The sequence below is a fragment of the Paenibacillus terrae HPL-003 genome (assembly GCF_000235585.1).
In the GTDB taxonomy this organism is placed as follows: domain Bacteria; phylum Bacillota; class Bacilli; order Paenibacillales; family Paenibacillaceae; genus Paenibacillus; species Paenibacillus terrae_B.
Window position 1 is genome coordinate 4,242,724 of the sequence record NC_016641.1, and the last position, 19,086, is coordinate 4,261,809.

Here is a 19,086-nt window from a genome sequence, read left to right on the forward strand (position 1 = left end):
AGGACATGATCGGTCTGTTCATCAATACGATTCCGGTTCGCATTAGCAGTGAGCAGAATGCTACGTTTGCTGAAATATTGCAACGGACACAGGAGCAGGCTTTGGCGACCAGTGCGTATGATACCTTCCCGTTGTATGACATTCAGGCGCTGACTGAACAAAAGCAAGACCTGATTAATCATATTATGATCTTTGAAAACTATCCGATCGGGCAGCAAATGAAGCAGGTAGGCAGCTCCGGCGAGACAGGCGCACAGACTGGCTTCTCTATTGCCAATGTGGCACTTGCAGAGCAAACCAACTACGATTTTAACCTGATTGTCGTGCCTGACGAGGATATCTCCATCCTGTTTGAATACAATGCTCTTGTATATAACCGGTTTGCTATGGAGCGTATCCAAGGCCATATCGACCATGTTATCGGGCAAATTGTAGATAATCCGCATATCTGTGTGGATGAACTGGGATTGGTAACACCGGAAGAACAAGCGCAGATTGTTCAGGTTTGGGGAGCTACGGCGGCAGCTTATCCGCAGGATCAGACGTTAAGTGCGCTGTTCGAGGAACAGGCGGCAAAAACACCGGATCAGGTGGCAGTGCTGTTGGGATCGGAATCGTTGACCTATGGTGAACTGAACGAACGAGCCAATCGTCTCGCACGCACCTTGCGTGCAGAAGGCGTTGAACCGGATCAGCCGGTGGGCATTCTGGTACACCGCTCGCTGGAAATGATCGTAGGCATCTATGCGATCCTCAAGGCAGGCGGAGCTTACGTGCCGATCGACCCAGAATATCCGACGGACCGTATCCGCTTCATGCTGGAGGATTCAGGAGCGAAGCTGGTGCTGACGCAATCGCATTTGGCCGAGCAGGCGTCGCTGAGCTTCGGCGGCAAGGTGCTGGTGCTGGATCGTCCGGTGCTGGATGGCAAGGACATGTACCACGAGGATGGCTCGAATCTGGAGCCGCTGGCTGGTCCGCGTCATGTAGCCTATGTGATCTACACCTCCGGCTCGACTGGAAAACCGAAGGGCGTTATGGTTGAGCACCATTCCGTGCTGAACCGGATAATGTGGATGCATGATCGGTACGGCTTGAGTGCGGAGGATACGATCCTGCAAAAGACCGCCTTCACGTTCGACGTATCGGTGTGGGAGCTGTTCTGGTGGTCGATGGTTGGCTCGAAGGTGAGTCTGCTGTCGGTTGGCGGGGAAAAGAATCCCGAGGATATCGTAGACACGATTGCCCGCGATGGCGTAAGCACGATGCACTTTGTGCCTGCGATGCTGCATGCGTTCTTGGAGTATGTGGAGCAGCAGCCGCAGGAAATGATGGAAGCGAAGCTGGGAACACTGCGCCATGTATTTGCCAGTGGGGAAGCGTTGCCGCCGCAGCATGTAGCGAGGTTCCAACGGCTCGTGTCAGGTATCGCTGGAGCGAAGCTGATCAATCTGTACGGACCAACCGAAGCGACGGTGGACGTATCGTACTTTGATTGCGAGCCGACGGAGAAATATGCGGTTATTCCCATCGGAAAACCGATTCAGAACATCCGTCTGTACATCGTGAAGGAAGGCACGGAGCAATTGCAGCCGATTGGGGTTGCAGGGGAGCTGTGCATCGGCGGTGTAGGTGTAGCACGCGGCTATCTGAACCGTCCAGAGCTGACGGCAGAGAAATTCGTGAAGGATCCGTTTGCGGGTGGCGAAGCAGGCTATGAGCGGATGTATCGCACGGGCGATTTGGCGAGATGGATGCCGGACGGCAATATCGAATATTTGGGCCGGATTGACCACCAGGTGAAAATCCGTGGATACCGGATTGAGCTGGGCGAGGTCGAATCACAGTTGTTGAAGGTGGAGTCGGTACGAGAAGCGGTTGTCATGGCTCGTGCGGATGAAACAGGGCAAAAACAAATGGTGGCGTACTACGTTGCTGGGCAAGAGCTCGGAGCCAGTGAACTGAGAAATGAACTGAGAAGTGAGCTGGGCCGGGAGCTGCCAAGCTATATGGTGCCATCGTACTTTGTACAACTGGAGCAGATGCCGCTGAGTCCAAACGGCAAAATCGACCGCAAGGCACTGCCAGCACCGGAAGGCAGCCTGCAAAGCGGGGCGGATTATGCAGAGCCGCGCACCGCACCGGAACGGGCACTCGTGGCGGTCTGGCAGTCCGTCCTGGGCGTGCAAACCGTCGGTATTTTAGACAATTTCTTTGATCTGGGCGGCGATTCAATCAAGGCAATTCAAATCGCATCCCGTGCGTTCCAGGCAGGCTACAAGCTGGACATGAAGTATTTGTTCCAGTATCCAACAGTCGCAGCACTGGCATCGCATATGCAAGAGGTGAACCGTATTGCAGATCAAGGAGAAGTGAGCGGGGAAACCGCTTTGCTTCCGATCCAGCACTGGTTCTTTGCACAGGAGCGCGAGCGTCCGCAGCACTTTAATCAGGCGGTCACGCTCTATAGCGCCGAGGGCTTTAATGAGACAGCGGTTCGCCGGGCAATGGATCAAATCGTGAAGCACCATGATGCGCTTCGTACGGTTTTCCGTCAGGTTTCATCCGGAACCACGGCTTGGACACGCGGTGTAGATGAAGGCGCATTGTATACGTTGGAAACGGTGGATTACCGTGAACAGGCAACCTATGCGGAAGCGCTGGAAGCGAAGGCAACTGAAATTCAAAGCAGCATGTATCTGTCCGAAGGACCTCTCGTGCAACTGGGATTGTTCCACACAGCAGAGGGCGATCATTTGCTCATAGCCATTCACCATTTGGTGATGGACGGGGTGTCGTGGCGGATTCTGTTTGAAGATTTCTCTACAGGCTACGAACAGGCGCTGAAGGGTGAGCCTGTACGTTTGCCATATAAAACGGATTCCTTCCAAACATGGGCACGGGAGTTGTCGTCTTACGCCAACCGTCCTGAGGCTGCATCGGATGAAGTCTACTGGCAGCAGCTGGAGCAGGCCAAAGCTGATGCTGCGTCGCTGCCTAAGGATTTTGCCTATGAGGGCTCCTTGAATGCAGACAGCGAAGTGCTGACGGTGGAGTGGACCGAAGCTGAAACCCAGCAGTTGTTGAAGCAGGCACATCGCGCCTACAACACCGAGGTCAATGATTTGCTGCTGACCGCGTTAGGATTGGCGATGCATAACTGGACAGGCGCAGGACGTGTGCTGGTGAATTTGGAGGGACATGGTCGGGAAGCGATCCTGCCAGAGGTGGATATTACACGTACAGTAGGCTGGTTTACGAGCTTGTATCCGGTGCTGCTGGACACGGGTGCCAATCTGACGCTGGCAGAGCGGATTAAAGACACGAAGGAAGGCCTGCGCCGGATCCCGCATAAAGGGCTGACGTATGGAACCTGGCGTTACTTGTCCCATGCGTCCGCATCGGACGAGGCGCGTGCGATTGCAGCAGAACCGGAAATCAGCTTCAACTATTTGGGTCAGATCGATCAGGATCTGCAAAATAGCGGAATTACGTTGTCGTCCTACAGTGCAGGGGAGACAGATGATGCACATTCACCGTTACTGTACACGCTGGATTTGAACGCGATGATCTCGGAAGGCACGCTGCGATTGACGATCGCTTACAGCCGTAAGCAGTATCGCAAAGAAACGCTGGAACGTGTGGCGGGACTGCTGCAATCCGCTTTGCAAGAGGTGATTACGCATTGCGTCGCTCAGGAACAGCCGGCGTTGACTCCGAGTGATGTGTCCTTCAAAGGTCTGACGACTGGAGAGCTGGAACAAATTGCGGAACAGGCTGCACGTACAGGTGAGCTGGAAAATGTATACGCACTGACGCCGATGCAGAAGGGTATGCTCTTTTACAATCTGATGGATTCGCAATCGGGAGCTTATTTTGAGCAGGCATCCTTTGATTTGCAAGGACATTTTAATATCGCTGCTTTTGCGGCAAGCTTGGATGTATTGGTGCAGCGGCATACGGCACTGCGCACGAACTTCTACAGTGGCTGGAAGGATGAACCGCTTCAGGTCGTGTACCGCAATAAGCGCAGTGAACTATATGTAGAGGACCTGCGCGATGTGGAGGAAGAGAAGCAAAACGAGTATATCCTCGAATATACGCGTAAAGACAAGCAGAGGGGCTTTGATCTGGCACAAGATGCTTTGATGCGTGTCGCTGTTTTGCGCACAAGTGAGGATTCGTACCGTTTTGTATGGAGTTTCCATCATATCGTGATGGACGGCTGGTGCTTGTCGCTGGTGACCAACGAAGTATTTGCGAGCTATTTTGCGATACTGGCCCAAAAGCAGCCGGAACTGGCACCTGTAACGCCGTACAGTCAATATATCGAATGGCTGGAGCAGCAGGATCGTCAGGCTGCATCAGGTTACTGGAGCAAGGTTCTGGAAGGGTATGAGGAACAGTCCCGCTTGCCACAGGCTAAAATCCAGGGTAAAACGGGATATCAGGCGGAGCGTCTGGACTTTGACTTGGGTGCGGAGCTAACGGCTGGTATTCAGCGAATAGCCAAGCGTTATCAGGTAACCATTAATACGCTGATGCAGACCGTCTGGGGCATTTTGCTGCAAAAATATAATGGCACGGATGATGTAGTGTTCGGCAGCGTCGTATCTGGACGTCCGGCAGAGATTCCAAATGTGGAGCACATCATTGGTCTGTTTATCAATACGATTCCTGTACGCATCAGCAGTCGTGAGGATAGCTTATTCTCAGACGTGATGAAGCAAACTCAGGAGCAATCCATTGCTTCTCATGCCTACGATACGTACCCGTTGTATGAAATTCAGGGGCTGTCGGAGCTTAAGCAGGATTTGATCAATCATATTCTGATTTTTGAGAACTATCCGGTAGAGGAGCAAATTGAGCAATTAGGTAACGGTGAAGAGTCCAGCTTTAGCATCACAGGGGTCGAGTCTGTCGAGCAGACCAACTATGACTTTAACCTGGTGGTGCTGCCAGGGAACACCATCCACATGAGCTTTGGTTATAATGCGCTGGCATTTGAACGTGAAAGTGTAGAACAAATTCGAGGTCATCTGGTGCAACTGCTGGAGCAAGTGACAGCGAAGCCGGACATTCGGGTGCAAGAGCTGGATATGTTAAGCGAGCAGGAGCGCGAGCAAATTCTGGGCGCATGGGGAGATACAGCCGCCGAGTATCCAAGCGAGCAAACGATCCATGGCTTGTTCGAGACACAAGCAGCGCAGACACCGGAGCAGGCAGCGTTGTTCTTTGAAGGAGAGCAGTTGACCTACCGCGAGCTGAATGAACGTGCGAATCGTCTGGCTCGTACCTTGCGCAGTCAAGGCGTGACGAAGGGTCGTCTAGTAGGTCTGATGACCGAGCGTTCGGTGGATATGATCGTGGGCATCTTCGGGATTTTGAAAGCCGGGGGTGCGTATGTGCCAATTGATCCGACGTATCCAGAGGAGCGTATCCGCTACATGCTGGACGACTCAGGGGCAGAGCTGTTGTTGACGCAAAGCCATCTGGTGGACAAAGTGGATTTCGGCGGCAATGTGCTGGTGCTGGATGGGGCACAGGGTGTGTATCACGAGGATGGTTCCAATCTGGAGCCTGTATCCGGGCCGAACGATCTGGCGTATGTGATCTATACGTCGGGTACGACGGGGCAGCCGAAGGGCGTTATGCTGGAGCATCACGGGCTGTGCAATCTCAAAACGTATTTTGATCAGACACTGCGGATCAGCGCGTCGGATCATGCGTTGTTGTTCGCCAGCTATTCGTTTGATGCGGCTTGCTGGGAAATCTTCCAAGCGCTGTTCTGCGGAGCCACGTTGTACGTGCCAACGTCAGAGACGATTTTGAACTATGAGAGATTCGAGCAATATATGGCGGATCATCAAATCACCGTGGCAGCCTTGCCACCAACCTATGCGGTGTATCTGGAGCCGGAACGGATGCCAAACCTGCGTATTCTGTTCACTGCCGGTTCAGCGTCATCAACAGAGCTGGTATACAAATGGAAGGATCAGGTGGCGTACTACAACGGCTACGGTCCAACCGAAAACTCGGTAGCGACGTCGATCTGGCCGGTATCCGAGGATGAGAGAGCAGGCCAACTGATTTCGATCGGACGCCCTATGCCGAATCATCGGGTATACATGGTGGATGTGCATGGACACTTGGCTCCGGTAGGCGTAGCAGGTGAGCTGTGCGTGTCCGGTCCGGGTCTGGCTCGCGGCTATCTGGATCGTCCAGAGCTGACGGCTGAGAAATTTGTACCGAATCCATTTGCGGCTGGCAAAGCAGGCTATGAATGGATGTATCGCACGGGTGACTTGGCGAGATGGATGCCAGACGGCAACATCGAGTATTTGGGCCGGATCGACTATCAGGTCAAGATCCGGGGCTACCGGATCGAGCTGGGCGAGGTTGAGGCACAAATTCTGAAGGTGGAAGATGTGCAAGAGGTCATCGTATTGGCTCAGGCGGACGAGCAGGGGCAAAACCAACTGGTGGCGTACTATGTTGCTGAACGGGACGTGAGTGCAGGAGAGCTGCGCGGCTTACTGGGCGAGGAGCTTCCAAACTACATGGTGCCTTCGTATTTCATCCAGTTAGAACAGATGCCATTGACACCGAATGGCAAAATCGACCGCAAGGCACTGCCAGCGCCGGAAGGCAGCCTGCAAAGCGGAGCGGATTATGTAGAGCCGCGCACAGCGCTGGAACAGACTTTGGTTTCCATTTGGCAGGCTGTATTAGGGGCCAAGAGAGTCGGGATTTTGGATAATTTCTTTGATCTGGGCGGCGATTCGATCAAGGCGATTCAAGTATCCTCCCGCTTGCTGCAAGCGGGCTACAAGCTGGAAATGAAGGATTTGTTCCAATATCCTTCCGTATCGTTGCTGAGTGGTCATGTCCACAAGGTCAGCCGTACAGCCGATCAGCGTGCGGCTTCGGGAGCGGTCAAGCTGACCCCGATTCAGCAATGGTTCTTTGAACAATCCACAGCAGAGCCGCATTATTTCAACCAGTCGGTGATGCTGTATAGAGAGCAAGGCTTCGATGAAGCCGCATTGCATCAAACGGTAACGAAGGTCACTGAGCATCATGATGCGCTGCGCATGGTCTTCCGTCAGACCGAACAGGGCTATGAAGCGTGGAATCGTGGCTTGAACGAAGGCAAGCTATATAGTCTGGACGTTGTTGATTTGACGGGCGTCGAAGACGCTGCGGACGTGATGAAGGCCATTGAAGAGAAAGCGAACGCTATTCAAAGTTCCATTCGTCTGGATGAGGGACCACTGGTCAAGCTGGGGCTTTTCCGCTGCACGGACGGAGATCATTTGCTGATTGCGATCCACCATTTGGTCGTAGACGGCATTTCATGGCGGATTATATTTGAGGATTTTGCCACCGGGTATGAGCAGGCCGTTCAGGGAGAAGCCATTCGTCTACCATACAAAACGGACTCATTCTCCGCTTGGGCAGAGCACTTGTCTCAATATGCGAATAGTCCGGCCATCGAAGACGAGCGTGAATACTGGCAGAACCTTGCCCAAACGGAACTTGCATCGTTGCCTAAGGATCAAGCGAGCGCGGAAGGACCGCATTCTCTGATCAGAGACAGTGAGACGGTGACCGTGGCCTGGAGTGAGCAGGAAACACGATTGCTGCTTCAGGAAGCACATCGTGCATATAACACAGAGGTCAATGATCTGCTGTTAACCGCACTGGGTACAGCGTTATACAACTGGAGCGATCAGGAGCGTGTGCTGGTCAACCTGGAGGGACATGGCCGGGAAGCCATTATTCCAGATATCGACATCACGCGTACAGTGGGCTGGTTTACGAGCCAATATCCGGTGCTGCTCGATGTTGACGGCAAGGCAGAAGTTGGTCAGCGAATCAAACGGGTGAAGGAAGACCTGCGTCGTGTGCCACATAAGGGCATTGGCTACGGTATTTTGAAATATATGTCTCAGCAGCATGATACCAATCCTTCCTTGGCTTTGCAGCCTGAAATTAGCTTTAACTATTTGGGACAATTTGATCAGGATTTGGAAAATGGTGATATCACGCTGTCTTCGCATACAGGTGGAGAGCCGATGAGTGACCGTACCGCTCTGGAGCATCCGCTGAATGTGAACGGGATGATTACAGCAGGCGTGCTCAAGTTGGAAATTCGCTATGACAGCAAGGTATATCATCAACAAAACGTGGAAAAATTTGCACAATTGCTGCAGGAGAGCTTGCAGGAAGTGATCGTTCATTGTGCCTCCAAAGAGCGGAGTGAGCTAACACCAAGCGATGTCTTGTTCAAGGGCTTGACGTTGGAGCAATTGGAACAATTGACGGAGCAAATGGCTGCTGTGGGTGAGCTGGAAAATGTGTATGCTCTCTCGCCTATGCAGAAGGGGATGCTTTTCCATAGTTTGATGGAGCCGGAATCAGGCGCATACTTCCAGCAAGCGTCGTTTAATCAAAAAGGCAGCTTCGATGTGGCTGTTTTCCGGAAGAGTCTGGATCTACTGACACAGCGTCATGAAGCGCTGCGGACGAATTTCCATATGTTTGAGACAGGACAGAATCAGGAGCCGTTGCAGATCGTGCTCCGTCACAAAGATAGCGACCTTTCCTTCAAGGATGTACGCGGAATGCAGGAAGCGGAGCAACAGGCATATATTCAGACGTTCAAGCTGGAGGATCAGGCTCGGGGCTTTAATCTCGGTACCGATGCGCTCATGCGCGTACAGGTGTTGCAGACAGATGAAGAGACGTATCACTTGGTGTGGAGCTTCCATCACATTGTCATGGACGGCTGGTGCTTGTCACTGGTGACAGGTGAAGTGTTCGGTACGTACTTTGCGCTGCTGGAGCAGAAGCAGCCGGAGCTTGCTAATATCACCCCATATGGTCAATATATCGAATGGCTGGAGCGTCAGGATGAACGTGCCGCAAAAGATTATTGGAGCAGCTATTTGGCGGGCTTTGAACAGCAGACTTTGTTACCTGGTTCGGATGCTACATTAAAAGACCAGAGGGAAAGTGCTCTGTCTGCTACAGCAAGTGAGACCAGCGAATATATTTCTGAAAATATAACAGTGGAGCTGGATCAAGCGTGGAGCGAAGCCATGAACCGGATTGCGAAGCAGCAGCAGGTAACGATTAATACGCTGATGCAGAGCGTGTGGGGCCTTATTTTGCAGAAATATAACAACAATGAGGATGTTATTTTCGGGAGTGTCGTATCTGGACGTCCGACGGATATTGCTGGTGTAGAAAATATGATCGGTTTGTTCATTAATACGATCCCGGTTCGGATTCAAAGTGAACGGAATGCCACTTTTGTGGAAATCATGCGGAAAACGCAGGAGCAGGCACTGGCCTCGGGAGCATACGATAGCTTCCCGCTGTATGAAATTCAGGCGCTGACGGAGCAGAAGCAGCATTTGATTAACCACATTATGGTATTTGAGAACTATCCGGTAGAGCAGCAGGTAGAGCAGCTTGGTGAGGTTCGTCCGTCCGCTTTTGAAATTACAAATGTAGAGGTTGTTGAGCAAACGAATTATGATCTGGACTTGATTGTGATGCCTGATGAAGTCTTCCGCATCATGTTTAGATATAACGCCAATGTGTACGATCGGGCTACCGTGGAGCGTATGCAAGGACATGTATTGCATGTGATTGAGCAAATTGTAGACAATCCGCATATCCGTGTGAATGAGCTGGAATTGGTAACACCGGAAGAACAAGCGCAGATTGTTCAGGTTTGGGGAGCTACGGCGGCAGCTTATCCGAAGGATCAGACGTTAAGCGCGCTGTTCGAGGAACAGGCGGCAAAAACACCGGATCAGGTGGCAGTGCTGTTGGGAGCAGAGGCGTTGACCTACGGTGAACTGAACGAACGAGCCAATCGTCTCGCACGCACCTTGCGTGCAGAAGGCATTGAACCGGATCAGCCGGTGGGCATTCTGGTACAGCGCTCGCTGGAAATGATCGTAGGCATCTATGCGATCCTCAAGGCAGGCGGAGCTTACGTGCCGATCGACCCGGAATATCCGACGGACCGTATCCGCTTCATGCTGGAGGATTCAGGAGCGAAGCTGGTGCTGACGCAATCGCATTTAGCCGAGCAGGCGTCGCTGAGCTTCGACGGCAAGGTGCTGGTGCTGGATTGTCCGGTGCTGGATGGCAAGGACATGTACCACGAAGACGGCTCGAATCTGGAGCCACTGGCTGGACCGCGTCATGTAGCCTATGTGATCTACACCTCCGGCTCGACTGGAAAACCGAAGGGCGTTATGGTTGAGCACCATTCCGTGCTGAACCGGATTTTGTGGATGCATGATCGGTACGGCTTGAGTGCGGAGGATACGATCCTGCAAAAGACCGCCTTCACGTTCGACGTATCGGTGTGGGAGCTGTTCTGGTGGTCGATGGTTGGCTCGAAGGTGAGTCTGCTGTCGGTTGGCGGGGAAAAGAATCCCGAGGATATCGTAGACACGATTGCCCGCGATAGCGTAAGCACGATGCACTTTGTGCCTGCGATGCTGCATGCGTTCCTGGAGTATGTGGAGCAGCAGCCGCAGGAAATGATGGAAGCGAAGCTGGGAACCCTGCGCCATGTATTTGCCAGTGGAGAAGCGTTGCCGCCGCAACATGTAGCGCGGTTCCAACGGCTCGTGTCAGGTATCGCTGGAGCGAAGCTGATTAATCTGTACGGACCAACCGAAGCCACGGTGGACGTATCGTACTTTGATTGCGAGCCGACGGAGAAATATGCGGTCATTCCCATCGGAAAACCGATTCAGAACATCCGTCTGTACATCGTGAAGGAGGGCACGGAGCAATTGCAGCCGATTGGGGTTGCAGGGGAGCTGTGCATCGGCGGTGTAGGTGTAGCACGCGGCTATCTGAACCGTCCAGAGCTGACGGCAGAGAAATTCGTGAAGGACCCGTTTGCGGGTGGCGAAGCAGGCTATGAGCGGATGTACCGCACGGGTGATTTGGCGAGATGGATGCCGGACGGCAATATCGAATATTTGGGCCGGATCGACCACCAAGTCAAAATCCGGGGCTACCGGATCGAGCTGGGCGAGGTCGAATCACAGTTGTTGAAGGTGGAGTCGGTACGAGAAGCGGTTGTCATGGCTCGTGCGGATGAAACAGGGCAAAAACAAATGGTGGCGTACTACGTCGCCGGGCAAGAGCTCGGAGCTAGTGAACTGAGAAATGAACTGAGAAGTGAGCTGGGCCGGGAGCTGCCAAGCTATATGGTGCCATCGTACTTTGTACAGCTGGAGCAGATGCCGCTGAATCCAAACGGCAAAATCGACCGCAAGGCACTGCCGGCACCGGAAGGCAGCCTGCAAAGCGGAGCGGATTATGTCGCACCGCGGACGTGGGTGGAAGTGAAGCTGGCGCAAATTTGGCAGGATGTGCTGGGCTTGGCGCAAGTGGGTGTCAAGGAAAACTTCTTCGAGATTGGCGGACATTCACTGCGGGCGACGACCCTGGCCTCGAAGATTCACAAGGAACTGAACAAGCCGCTTCCACTGCGCAGTATTTTTGAAGCACCAACGATTGAACGACTGGCAACGGTACTGGAAAGTCTGGACCAAGTGGCGTATGCGTCCATTCCGGTGACGGAAGCCCGTGGCTTCTACCCGTTATCCTCGGCGCAGAAACGATTGTATGTGCTGCATCAGTTCGACCCGAATGATGTGAACTACAACATGCCGTCGGTGCTGCAAGTGAGCGGTCCGCTGGATGTGAAACGAGTAGAGGACGTGTTCCGTCAACTAATCGCCCGCCATGCGACCTTGCGTACCCGCTTTGAGCTGGTGGACAGTGAGCCGATGCAATGGATTGAGGACACCGTGCCGTTCGAGGTGGAATATGCAAAGGTACAGGCAGAGAGTGCAGCCACAACGGATACGGACACGATGGTGAGCAAGGAAGCGCAAGAGTGGGTGGAAGCAAGCGGAGTCATACCTGCGGGCTCCAAAGATCGTGATACCGAGGCTACGCATAAAGATTATGCCTATGTAGTTATATCCGACACGATGGTCAGCCAAGAAGCGCAAGAGCTGGTGCAGCGCTTTGTACGTCCGTTTGATCTGAAAGCTGCTCCGCTGCTGCGCGTGGCCTTGGTGGATTGGGGCGTACAGGGAATAGAAGAAGAGCTACAGCATCTGCTGATGCTCGACATGCACCATATTATCTCGGACGGCGCATCCATGAAGGTACTGACCGACGAATTTGTTCGTTTGTACAGCGGTGAAGGGTTACCTCCGCTGCGTATTCAATACAAAGACTACGCCGTATGGCAGCAAAGCGAAGCGCAGCAGGACTGGATGAAGCGCCAGGAAGCCTACTGGCTAGATACCTTCCGGGGTGAGCTGCCCGTGTTGAACCTGCCAACCGATTTTGCCCGCCCGGCGGTTCGAAGTACAGCAGGCGACACGGTCGTGTTCAGGCTGGAACGCGAGGTCAGCGAACGCTTGAAGGAGCTGGCAGCACAGACAGGCTCGACGCTATATATGGTGTTATTGGCGGCTTACACAGCGCTGCTGCATCAATATACCGGACAGAAAGACATCATCGTCGGCACTCCGATTGCAGGACGACCGCACATGGACCTGGAGCCGATCATCGGGATGTTTGTTGGTACGCTGGCTATGCGTAATTATCCAACCGCAGCACTAACGTTCCGCCATTACGTGGAGGACGTGACAACCCGGGCCTTGCAAGCCTATGAGCATCAGGACTATCCGTTTGAGGAACTAGTGGAACGGTTGAACGTGAAGCGGGACATGAGTCGCAATCCACTGTTCGACACGATGTTTGTACTGCAAAACAACGAACAAGGAGAGCTGAAGCTGGAAGGCCTGAGCTTCCACCCATACGCGTGGGAGCAGGTTCCGGCAAAGTTTGACCTGATGCTGGAAGCCAGCGAAGAAGAAACCGGCATCCATTTCGGATTGCAATATGCAACATCGCTATACCAGCGGGAAACCATCGAGCAAATTACGCGCCACTTTGTACGTTTGGTAGAAGCCATTACAGCTCATCCAGATATCTCGCTGGGCGAACTGGTAGAGATCACCACAGAAGAAACGGTATCTGTGCTGAAAGTACATCAGGAACGTCAAAAAGCTGCTCGTTACTGGAATGCATATCTCGACGGATATGAAGAACAGGCTCATTTACCACAAGTCAAAATGCAGTCAAACACGGGGTACCAGGCTGAGCAGCTTAACACTGGTCTGAGTGTGGGTCTGACGACCAAGATTCTTCGGATTGCCGAATGTCATCAGGTGACGCTGACTACACTGATGCAGACAGTCTGGGGCATATTGCTCCAAAAATATAATGGTACAGATGATGTCGTATTGGGTAGTACGGTTTCCGGACATTCGCCTGATCTTCTGAATGTTGAACAAATGATGGGTCTGTCTCAGAATACAGTACCTGTAAGGATTAGAAGTGATGAGAACAGTCTGTTCTCGCAAGTGATGAAGCAAAACGAGGAGCAATCTATAGCTACTCATATGCATACTACTCATCCGCTGACTGAAATTCAGGCGTTGTCGGAGCTGAAGCAAAATTGGATCAACCACAGGATTATTTTTGCAAATGATTTGACGGAGAAACAAATGCAGCAGTTCGGTGAAGGGCAGCAGACCAGTCTTCGCCCGACTGAGATCGAACCGACGCGCTATGACTTTAATCTGGTGATACAGCCGGGGAAATCCATTCACATGAGCTTTAATTACAACGCACTAGCGTTTGAGCGCGAAAGTATAGAACAGATTCAGGGACATCTGGCGCAGCTGCTGGAGCAGGTAACGTCGAACCCGGACATTCGGGTGCGTGAGCTGGATGTCTTGACCAAGCAAGAACGCGAGCAAATTCTCAACGTGTGGGGAGATACCGCAGCGGACTATCCGAGCGAGCAGACGATTCATGGCTTGTTCGAGGCTCAAGCGGCGCAGACCCCGGAGCAGGCAGCATTGTTCTTCGAAGGAGCGCAGTTGACCTACCGCGAGCTGAATGAACGTGCCAACCGACTGGCTCGTACCTTACGGAGTCACGGCGTGACGACAGACAGCCTGGTGGGTCTCATGACGGAGCGGTCCGTGGATATGATCGTGGGGATGCTCGGGATTATGAAGGCTGGAGGAGCGTATGTTCCTCTGGATCCGACCTATCCAGAGGATCGTATCCGTTACATGCTGGACGATTCGGGAGCGGAGCTGTTGTTGACGCAAAGCCATCTGGTGGACAAGGTGGATTTTGATGGCAAGGTGCTGGTGCTGGATGGGGAGCAGGGGGTTTATCACGAAGATGGATCGAATCTGGAGCCGGTGTCTGGCCCGAACGATCTGGCGTATGTGATTTATACCTCAGGAACGACGGGCCAGCCGAAGGGCGTTATGATCGAGCATCACGGGCCATGCAATCTGAAAACCTATTTTGATGAAACCCTACACATGAGCTTGTCGGATCAGGTCCTGATGTTTGCCAGCTATTCCTTTGATGCCGCTTGCTGGGAAGTATTCCAAACGCTGTTCTGCGGAGCCACGCTGTATGTGCCGACAATGGAGACGATTTTGAACTATGAGCGTTTGGAGCAATATACAGCGGAGCATCACATTACCGTAGTCATGTTGCCACCGACGTATGCGGTGTATCTGAACCCGGAGCGGATGTCGAGTCTACGCATCCTGTTCACCGCCGGATCGGCCTCCACATTGGAGCTTGTACACCAATGGAAAGACAAAGTTCCGTACTATAACGGCTATGGTCCAACGGAAAACTCAATTATTACAACAATCTGGCCCGTGTCCGAGGATCCGAATGCAGAGGAACTCATTTCGATCGGACGTCCCGTACCCAATCACCGGGTATATATCGTGGATGCGCATGGACACTTGGCACCAGTGGGCGTCGCGGGTGAGTTATGCGTATCCGGGCAGGGCTTGGCGCGAGGATATCTGCATCGTCCCGAGCTAACAGACGAGAAATTTATACCCAATCCATTTGCAAACGGAGAGTCTGGATATGAGCGGATATACCGGACGGGAGACTTGGCGAGATGGATGCCGAACGGTAACATTGAGCATCTGGGGAGGATTGACCACCAGGTGAAAATTCGGGGGTACCGGATTGAACTGGGCGAGGTGGAAGCGAACCTGCTGAAGGTGGAGGCGCTGCAAGAGGTGATCGTACTGGCCCATGAGGATGAGCAGGGTCAAAACCAACTGGTGGCGTATTATGTGGCAGAACGAGAAGTGAGCACAGGTGAACTACGCAGCTTACTGGGCGAAAAGCTGCCTAACTACATGGTGCCTTCATACTTTGTGCAACTGGAGCACATGCCACTAACACCGAACGGTAAAATCGACCGTAAGGCACTGCCATTGCCGAAATTGGCAAATAGCTTGGATATAGCCTACGTTGCTCCAAGAAATGAAATGGAGCAACAATTGGCGAATCTTTGGCAGACGGTGCTTGGTGTAGAAAAGGTAAGTATCGACGAGAACTTCTTTGAGCTTGGAGGTCATTCTTTAAAGGCCATTCAGCTCGTTTCCAAAGCACAGGAAACAGGTATTCCATTAGGCATACATCAAGTGCTGCAGCATCAAACCATTCGAGGCTTGTCCGATCGGCTATCTCTTGATAACGCGGTCACCGAGCCAGATCCTTCATGGCTTACAGATTTAACGGCAACTGAACAATGGATTAGCGAAACCTTTGGAGTCCAGGCTATGCTTCAATTCGTATCCAACGATGAGCGCGACTATTTATTTTTACATGTATATCCGTTCCGGCCAGATCAGGTGGATGAAATAACCACGGGAATTTCGTCTCATATTCATTCCGAACTGCACCCTCATTATATCGTTCCGATGGGTGAGGAAGATGCCAGTCAACTGGTCAGAACAGGGTACACAGAGCTGGAGCAAACAGACGAGGGACAGGCAAACAGCCATCAACGTCAGTCTGAGTCTGAAGAATGGATTTTAAAAATCGCTGAAATGAATGCTCGCTGGAATGAGCATCTACTCAGCTCAGAGGCTATCCATCGTTTTCCGCTGGCACCTGCTCAGCATTACCATTTGATGCACCCTGCTTCCTCAGGTACCGTGGTGCGACTGGACCAACACGTGGATGTGGAACGTCTGTCCACAGCGGTTCGGCAGTTAATTCATCGCCATGAATTACTGAGAAGTGTGCTTGTACAGTCGAATGGAATCTGGGAATGGGTAGTACGGCCAACACCGGAGCATATTTCATTGCCTTTTGTGGATCTTTCAGTCTATCCGGTGCAGACACAACAGCAGCTTCTTTCATTCATCATGTCGAATCTTTATTTTGAGCCCTATGAGCAGACTCAATCTCTGCAATATCGGATCATGCTGGTTCGCTTGAATTTGCGGGAACATTTGCTGCTGCTGCCATGCTCACACATTATTTTTGATGCTACGAGCAGTGTCGTTCTGCAACATCAGCTTCTGGAGGAATACGATCAGACACCACAGAGTCAGACCGTTACAACATTCCATTATCACGATTACGTGGATCATATCCGCCAAGGTCCTCAAGGACTCAGCGATTCGCAGATTGCGGAGCAATTTAAGCTCCAAGCGTTTGACAACAACAATAGCCGAATCCATGCTAAAACCCGGGAGTGTAACTATTCAGAATCTACCTCATTTACTTGGGAACTAAAGCTGGATGATATTCCAACGCAGGAGGAGGCTGCAAACCTATCGGATATTTCGTTGCAAATGGGATTTCAGTTCTTGAGCAGCTATTTTGGACAGTCCGAAGTTCCATTATGGCTGACGCAGTATGGACGAAAGTATGGGGATCGGAACTACTTTGGATCGGTGGGAGAATATATTGACCACATTCCCGTCTTACTCCAGAAGGAGGAGAAAATATCCTACGAAAATGATATCCAGAAACTTCTGGATACTGCCGCACATCACCATTTGAATTTCTTTAATTTGATTTTTAACGAAGAAATGGAACCGACTTACCCACAATCCAGTTCCATTCTAAAAAAGGGACTTGAACAATTGCCTATCGTGTTTAATCACTTGGGTAAAATGCAGGAAGGTTTAAAGGAAATCGGTACTTTGGACAGGAAGAAGGAACAGGCAAACGGAGGAAAAGCGATTTTCTTTGAGTCTGTATACACAGAAAGTGTATTACTGATTTCTCTATCCCTTCCTTTTGAAGAGGATCACGAGAAAATTCATCGACTCTTCCAAGCTGCCAGTGACAGGCTCTTAACCGCTTTAGCCATTTCGCAGTAAGGAGATGAATATGTGACTCCATTGTTTAAGAATAGCCGTTTTGTCCGTTTCTTTGCTTCCCGTACTTCTGCCAATATCGCGGACAGCATTTATTCCATCGTCCTGCTGTATTTTGTACAGCAATCGACACAGTCGGTGGCGATGACCAGCTTCACGTATACCGCCGTATCTGCCGCGTCGATTTTCAGCTTTCTCGTGGGGCCCTTGGTGGATCGCTATTCGCCGGCTTTGTTGGCGAGTATCGCTTTGTTCACACAGGCTGTGCTCATTTTGGCTGTCCCGTTTCTCATTCAGGACGGGATGGTCCATCTGGTCACTATTCTGGTTATTGTTTTTATTGCATCCTGCTTCTCTACCCTGTTTTATCCGGCCAACAGTAAAATGCTGCCGCAACTGGTACGCTCGCCGGATTTGATTGTCCAGGCGAATTCCATGATTTCGTCGACGGATCAGGTGATTAATATCGCCGGATATCTGGCCGGAGCCTCGCTCATCATCGCCATGGGGATGAAAAACACGTTTTTTCTAGCCAGCGCGATGCTGTTTCTGGCAGGCTTTGTGTATGTCAGACTCAACAAGCAAATCGACGCTCCTGCGGTGGAAGACACTAACGGTAGGGGTTCACTGAAGCTAGGGTACTATCTGAAGGAGCTGAAAGAAGGATATCTTTTTGTAAAACGGCACGCCTTCCTGCGACTGATGCTTCCGTTCTTTGCTCTGACGAACTTTTCGATGGCCATTTTAATTATTACCATGCCGTCCATCGCGGTATCCTATGGCTCACCGATCTATTACAGCTTGCTTTATGTGGCCTATTTTATCGGTATTTTTATCGGTTCCTTATTGGTCAGTGTATTGAAAAAGAATGGTATCACCATTGCAGTCTCCTGGGTAGCCATGGGGCTGGCGATCTACGTGTTTTCCATTGTGCCGGAAATGTGGATGAAGCTGTTGGCAGCTCTGTTATTAGGCATTTTTACAGGCATCATCAATGTACTGCAAACGTCTTTGATTCAAATTATTACACCGCTGCCGTTACTTGGACGGGTGGCATCCTTTCTAAATACTTTGTCCAGCGCAGCTCTGCCATTAGGGGCCTTGATTGGTGGCGCATTAGCCTTGCGTTTTGCTCTGAGTGAGGTCCTGTTTTTCAGCGGACTGATTACCGCATTGTGCGGATTGATCATGTTTCTGGTCAAGGATATTCGTCAGTTTGAGATTCCTTCAGGGGAGATTGGAAGAGTAACCTCTACTCCCGTTACTGAGGACATAGGCTAGAGCTTGATCCACAATTCATAAGTCACGCATGCAAAATGCCAGGCCCTCATCACAGGGCTTGGCATTTTTAGTATGTCTGGCTCTGGAACGTAGGAACTGATCGTTTTGGTGCTGGTTTTGTGTGGTTGCTGATTACAAAGACGAGCGTACATTTTTATCTCTTTCTTGCCTTTTTAGGCCGTCGGCTAATCGTTTCCCCTACGCAAAAGCGACCACGCGTTTCCAGCGGCTTACGTCGCTTGCCCTTATGCCCTAGAACCTGAACCTCTCTTGCAAGGGAGAAGTGATGACGTCTAAGTTCCGCACCAATCGCTCGACTAGACCATCCCAGTCGGTATAGATTTCTAGTTTGCTTCGCTCGGTTATACTAGAATGAATATAACTCGTGTTGTGATTCTCCTTGTCTGAATGGTGTATGTAACTTCATTCTACACGAATCTCCCATGGATTCTCTCAGTTTAGATGTCTCACTTCATATTACAATCCGTCATATTTAAAAAAC

General features: G+C 51.5%; 2 protein-coding genes and 1 pseudogene (1 of these 3 only partly in view). 2 read left to right on the plus strand and 1 reads right to left on the minus strand.

Annotated elements, in window-relative coordinates; genetic code table 11:
* Window positions 1-17,306, plus strand: partial view of a non-ribosomal peptide synthase/polyketide synthase gene (locus HPL003_RS19270; protein WP_014281409.1) — the 3' portion only. It extends 14,926 nt beyond the left edge of the window; the window shows 17,306 of its 32,232 coding nt (coding positions 14,927-32,232); the start codon falls outside the window, past its left edge; it ends in the stop codon at window positions 17,304-17,306.
* A 12-nt stretch (window positions 17,307-17,318) separates the two neighbouring features.
* The gene (locus HPL003_RS19275; protein WP_014281410.1) at window positions 17,319-18,584 is read left to right on the plus strand and encodes an MFS transporter; all 1,266 of its coding nucleotides are present in this window, start codon (window positions 17,319-17,321) and stop codon (window positions 18,582-18,584) included.
* A gap of 157 nt (window positions 18,585-18,741) precedes the next feature.
* Here the strand turns inward: HPL003_RS19275 and HPL003_RS29930 are convergent.
* A pseudogene (locus HPL003_RS29930) lies at window positions 18,742-19,001 on the minus strand (hypothetical protein); the annotation flags it as partial.
* Window positions 19,002-19,086 lie beyond the last annotated feature (85 nt).